Genomic DNA, 4,816 nt, shown 5'->3' on the forward strand with positions numbered 1-4,816 from the left:
GACCATCCGCACGGCGGCGGCGAGGGCAAGTCGAAGGGAGGCCGGCACCCGGTCACCCCGTGGGGCGTGCCGACGCTCGGGAAGCGCACGCGCCGCAAGCACAAGGAGTCGAACAAGCTGATCGTCCGCGCCAGGCGGCGCGGCAAGGAGGGTCGTCGCTAGTGAGTAGATCCAGCAAGAAGGGGCCGTTCGTCGAGCAGCGCCTGCTCGACCGCATCGGCAAGATGAACGACGGCGGCCAGAAGACGATGATCCGCACCTGGTCGCGGACGTCGACGATCTTCCCGGAGATGGTCGGCCACACGATCGCGGTCCACGACGGCCGCAAGCACGTGCCGGTCTTCATCTCCGAGCAGATGGTCGGCCACAAGCTCGGCGAGTTCGCCCCGACGCGGACCTTCCGCGGCCACTCGGGCGACCGCGCGGCAAAGGTCAAGAGGTAATGGCAACGGTAGAGACACAAGCGCAGCAGGTTCGGGCCCAGGCGAAGTGGGTGCATTCGAGCGCGCGCAAGGCGCGGCTCGTCACCGACCTCATCCGCGGGCGCTCCGTGCCCGAGGCGCGCACGATCCTCGCGTTCTCGCAGCGCGCGGTTGCGCGCGACATCGAGAAGGTGCTGCGCTCCGCGGTCGCTAACGCCGAGTCGCGTCCAGACCGGCACTGGAACGGCGACGAGCTCGTCGTCGTCACCGCGTACGCCGACGAGGGCCCGACGCTGAAGCGCTGGCAGGCCCGCGCCCGCGGACGCGCGTCGAAGATCTTCAAGCGGACGTGCCACATCACCGTCGTGCTCGAGCAGGCGGAGACCGAGAGGACGGGGAGCTAGTGGGACAGAAAATTCATCCCGGCGGCCTGCGGGTGGGGATCATCCACCGCTGGAAGTCGAACTGGTACACGGGCAAGAAGGAGTTCCCTGCGTACCTGCTCGAGGACGTGAAGATCCGCGAGCACATCTACAAGAAGCTCGCGCACGCGGGGCTGTCGGACATCCTCATCCAGAAGGACAAGCAGCGCATCACCGTGGACATCTTCACGGCGCGCCCCGGCATCGTCATCGGCAAGTCCGGTGTCGAGGTCGACGCGCTGCGCCGCGAGCTGCACGCGCTGACGCAGAAGAACGTCCACATCAACATCAACGAGATCAAGCGCCCCGAGCTGGACGCGAAGCTCGTCGCGCAGTCGATCGCCGAGCAGCTGTCGAACCGCGTCGCCTTCCGGCGCGCGATGAAGCGTGCGCTCGCATCCGCGATCCGCTCCGGCGCCGCCGGCGTGAAGATCCAGTGCTCCGGCCGCCTCGGCGGCGGCGAGATGAGCCGGCGGGAGACCTACAGCGAGGGCCGCGTCCCTCTTCACACCATTCGCGCGGACATCGACTACGGCTTCGTGGAAGCGAAGACGACGTACGGCCGCATCGGCGTGAAGGTCTGGATCAACAAGGGCGAGATCATGCCGGAGGGCTACGAGGGCATCTCGGTCGGCGATCAGCGGCTCGGCGACCAGGACACGAAGCGCCGCCGCGGCGGCGCAGTCGAGGGCCTCGGCGCGTCCCGTGAGAGCGCGCGCGGGCGCGGCCCCGACCGCGAGGGCCTCGGCCCGGTGCGCCCCGGCAGGCGGCGCGGCCCGGGCGGCGGCGCCGGCGGTGGAGGCGGACGGCCCGGTCAGCGCCGCGGCCCCGGTGCGGGTGCGCGCCCGGCCGGCGGTGGCGGCGGCGGCGGCGGCGGCGGCGCAGCGCGTCCCCGGCGCGACGCGAACGTGGAGAAGCCGCGCACGGACGACGCGGGCACGAGCGCCGAAGGGCGCGAGCAGCCCGTGATCGAGCCGCAGGTGGAGGAGACGCCGAAGCCCGTCGCGGACGCGCCGGACACGACCACGCCGAAGCAGCAGGTCGAGGATCCGACGAAGCTCGACCAGTCGGGAGATCCGGCGCAGGAGAAGCCGAAGCGGAGCCCGCGGAAGACGAAGGAGTCCTAAGCGATGTTGATGCCGAAGAAGACGAAGTTCCGCAAGGTCCATCGCGGCCGCCGTGCCGGCGAGACGAAGGGCCAGTCGACCGTGCAGTTCGGCGACTACGGCCTGAAGGCGACCGAGCGGGGCTGGATCACGAACCGCCAGATCGAGGCGGCTCGTATCGCCATGACGCGCAAGATCAAGCGCGGCGGCAAGGTCTGGATCAACGTCTTCCCGGACAAGTCGTATACGAAGAAGCCGGCCGAGACCCGCATGGGCTCGGGCAAGGGCTCACCCGAGGGCTGGGTGGCCGTGATCAAGCCGGGGCGCGTCATGTTCGAGCTGGCGGGCGTGCCCGAGCCGCTCGCGAAGGACGCGCTCAAGCTCGCGGGTCAGAAGTTGTCCATCAAGTCGAAGATCGTGAAACGGGAGGCCGAGCTCTTTGACTAGGCCGAGCGAACTGAGAGACCTGACCGACGACGAGCTGGAGCACCGGCTCGTGGAGCGGCGGCAGGAGCTGTTCAACCTCCGCTTCCAGTCGGTCACCGGCGCGCTCGAGAACAGCGCGCGGCTGAAGCTGACCAAGCGCGAGATCGCGCGGATCTTGACCGTTGTGAATGAACGTGAAGAGGCAAAGGGACGTGCATGAGCGAAGAGACCGAGAACACAGAAGAGACCACCGAGACCGCCGAGGCAGAGGCCCCGGTGTCAGACACCGACACGCCGGTTGCCGAGGAGCCGGTGGCCGAAGAGGCTGCAGCTCCGGCTGCCGAGGAGCCTGCCGCGCCTCCTGCGGCCGAAGAGCCGGCGGCTCCGCCTGCGCAGTCGGAGCCCAAGAAGAAGCGCAAGCATCTTCCGCGCGCCGAGCGCCCCAAGAAGGGGCGGCGCGTGCACGTGCCCGCAGCCGAGCGCAAGCCGATCGTGCGCCTGCCGAAGCCCGAGCACGACCGCGGGCGCAGCCAGGAGCGCCGCGGCGTCGTCGTCTCGAGCGCGATGGACAAGACGATCGTCGTCAAGGTGGACGTGATCAAGCAGCACCCGCGGTACAAGAAGGTCGTTCGCCGCTCGGTCAAGTTCCACGCCCACGACGAGCAGAACTCCGCCAACGTCGGCGACGTCGTGCGCATCGTCGAGACGCGCCCGTTGTCGGCGACGAAGCGCTGGCGGCTCGCAGAGATCGTCGAGGCTGCCAAGTGATCCAGCAGGAATCCCGCCTGAAGGTCGCCGACAACACCGGCGCCCGCGAGCTTCTCTGCATCCGCGTGATGGGCGGCCACCACCGCCGCTACGCGCGCGTCGGCGACATCATCGTCGGCACCGTCAAGACGGCCACGCCGCAGGGCGCCGTCAAGAAGGGCGAGGTCGTCCGCGCCGTGGTCGTCCGCACGCGCAAGCCCTTCGGCCGCGTCGACGGCACGTCGATCGCGTTCGACGAGAACGCCGCAGTGATCATCGACGCGCAGCGCAATCCGCGCGGCACCCGCATCTTCGGGCCGGTCGCGCGCGAGCTGCGCGAGAAGAACTTCATGAAGATCGTCTCGCTCGCCCCGGAGGTGTTGTAGATGGCCCAGACGATGAAGATCCGCCAGGGCGACATCGTGCACGTCATTCGCGGCAAGGACCGCGGCAAGGAAGGCCGCGTCATCGCCTCGATGCCGAAGGACGGCCGCGTGCTCGTCGAGAACGTCAACATGGTCAAGCGGCACCAGCGCCCGCGTCCGATCCAGAACGCGAACCGCATGGGCGGCCCGTCGATCGTTCCCGGCGGGATCATCGAGAAGTCGGCGCCGCTCCCGGTCTCGAACGTGATGATCGTCTGCCCGACGTGCAAGAAGCCGACGCGCGTCGGCACCGTCCTGAAGACCGTGAAGGACAAGCAGGTCCGCGTCCGCGTGTGCAAGCACGCCGACTGCGGCCAGGAGATCGACAAGTCATGAGCGCAGCAGCCACGGACACCTACACGCCTCGCCTGAAGGTGCGCTACGAGAGCGAGATCCGTCCGCAGCTGAAGGACGATCTCGGTCTCGACTCCGTCATGCAGGTGCCGCGCCTCCAGAAGATCACGCTGAACATGGGCGTGGGCGAGGCGAAGACGGATGCGAAGCTGCTCGACTCGGCTGTCGAGGAGCTGACGACGATCGCCGGCCAGCGCGCACAGGTACGCCGCGCGCGGAAGTCGATCGCGCAGTTCAAGGTGCGCGAGGGCATGCCGGTGGGCGCGAAGGTGACGCTCCGCGGCGCGCGCATGTACGAGTTCCTCGACCGGCTGATCTCGATCGCGCTGCCACGCATCCGCGACTTCAGGGGCCTCAACCCCGGCTCGTTCGACGGCCGCGGCAACTACTCGCTCGGCGTGCGCGAGCAGATCATCTTCCCTGAGATCAACTACGACGACATCCAGCAGGTACGCGGCCTCGACGTGACGATCACGACCAGCGCCGAGACCGACGATCACGCCCGCGCCCTTCTGCAGGCACTCGGCCTGCCGTTCGGCGAAGGGCCAAGGAGGGACTAAGTGGCAAAGACGAGCCTCGTCGTCAAGCAGAAGCGTCCGCAGAAGTACCGGGTGCGCAACTACACGCGCTGCAACCGGTGCGGCCGGCCGCGCGCGGTATTCCGCAAGTTCGGGCTCTGCCGCATCTGCCTGCGCGACCTCGCCCATCAGGGCGCGATCCCCGGCATGACGAAATCGAGCTGGTGACGCGATGTTGACCGATCCGATCGCCGACATGCTCACCCGCATCCGGAACGCGAACAAGGCGCTCCAGGACAAGGCAGTCATGCCGACGTCGCGCATGAAGGTGGAGATCGCCCGCCTCCTGAAGGAGGAGGGCTACATCCGGGACTATCACGTCGAGAAGGGCGAATC

At 68.4% G+C, this 4,816-nt stretch carries 12 protein-coding genes; all 12 read left to right on the plus strand.

Annotated features, from left to right (window positions below; all coding sequences use genetic code 11):
• On the plus strand, window positions 1-162 hold a 162-nt coding region (gene rplB, locus VGK20_14035), incomplete at its 5' end, for a 50S ribosomal protein L2 (protein HEY2775162.1).
• Window positions 162-443, plus strand: a complete 282-nt coding sequence (rpsS, locus tag VGK20_14040) for a 30S ribosomal protein S19 (protein ID HEY2775163.1) — start codon at window positions 162-164, stop codon at window positions 441-443. The genes rplB and rpsS, both read left to right, overlap by 1 nt.
• Complete coding sequence (gene rplV / locus VGK20_14045) at window positions 443-826, plus strand: 50S ribosomal protein L22 (protein ID HEY2775164.1); 384 nt, start codon at window positions 443-445, stop codon at window positions 824-826. Before rpsS ends, rplV begins: the two co-directional genes overlap by 1 nt.
• Complete coding sequence (rpsC, locus tag VGK20_14050; protein HEY2775165.1) at window positions 826-1,971, plus strand: 30S ribosomal protein S3; 1,146 nt, start codon at window positions 826-828, stop codon at window positions 1,969-1,971. Before rplV ends, rpsC begins: the two co-directional genes overlap by 1 nt.
• A gap of 3 nt (window positions 1,972-1,974) precedes the next feature.
• Window positions 1,975-2,397 carry a 50S ribosomal protein L16 gene (gene rplP / locus VGK20_14055; protein ID HEY2775166.1) on the plus strand — a complete coding sequence of 141 codons (423 nt, stop codon included), beginning with the start codon at window positions 1,975-1,977 and terminating at the stop codon, window positions 2,395-2,397.
• Window positions 2,390-2,596, plus strand: a complete 207-nt coding sequence (gene rpmC, locus VGK20_14060) for a 50S ribosomal protein L29 (GenBank protein ID HEY2775167.1) — start codon at window positions 2,390-2,392, stop codon at window positions 2,594-2,596. Before rplP ends, rpmC begins: the two co-directional genes overlap by 8 nt.
• Before the next feature lie 269 nt (window positions 2,597-2,865).
• Window positions 2,866-3,144, plus strand: a complete 279-nt coding sequence (gene rpsQ, locus VGK20_14065) for a 30S ribosomal protein S17 (protein ID HEY2775168.1) — start codon at window positions 2,866-2,868, stop codon at window positions 3,142-3,144.
• Entirely contained in the window at window positions 3,141-3,509 is a 369-nt protein-coding gene (gene rplN / locus VGK20_14070) for a 50S ribosomal protein L14 (GenBank protein HEY2775169.1), read from the plus strand. Before rpsQ ends, rplN begins: the two co-directional genes overlap by 4 nt.
• A complete protein-coding gene (gene rplX, locus VGK20_14075) occupies window positions 3,510-3,884 on the plus strand; it encodes a 50S ribosomal protein L24 (protein ID HEY2775170.1) in 375 nt (124 codons plus the stop codon).
• Window positions 3,881-4,462, plus strand: a complete 582-nt coding sequence (gene rplE, locus VGK20_14080; protein HEY2775171.1) for a 50S ribosomal protein L5 — start codon at window positions 3,881-3,883, stop codon at window positions 4,460-4,462. The genes rplX and rplE overlap by 4 nt, the downstream gene beginning before the upstream one ends.
• Complete coding sequence (locus VGK20_14085) at window positions 4,463-4,648, plus strand: type Z 30S ribosomal protein S14 (GenBank protein HEY2775172.1); 186 nt, start codon at window positions 4,463-4,465, stop codon at window positions 4,646-4,648.
• 4 nt (window positions 4,649-4,652) lie between these two features.
• The coding region (gene rpsH / locus VGK20_14090) for a 30S ribosomal protein S8 (GenBank protein HEY2775173.1) at window positions 4,653-4,816 on the plus strand (164 nt) is incomplete at its 3' end.

The sequence above is a fragment of the Candidatus Binatia bacterium genome (assembly GCA_036493895.1).
Classification (GTDB): Bacteria; Desulfobacterota; Binatia; order UBA1149; family CAITLU01; genus DATNBU01.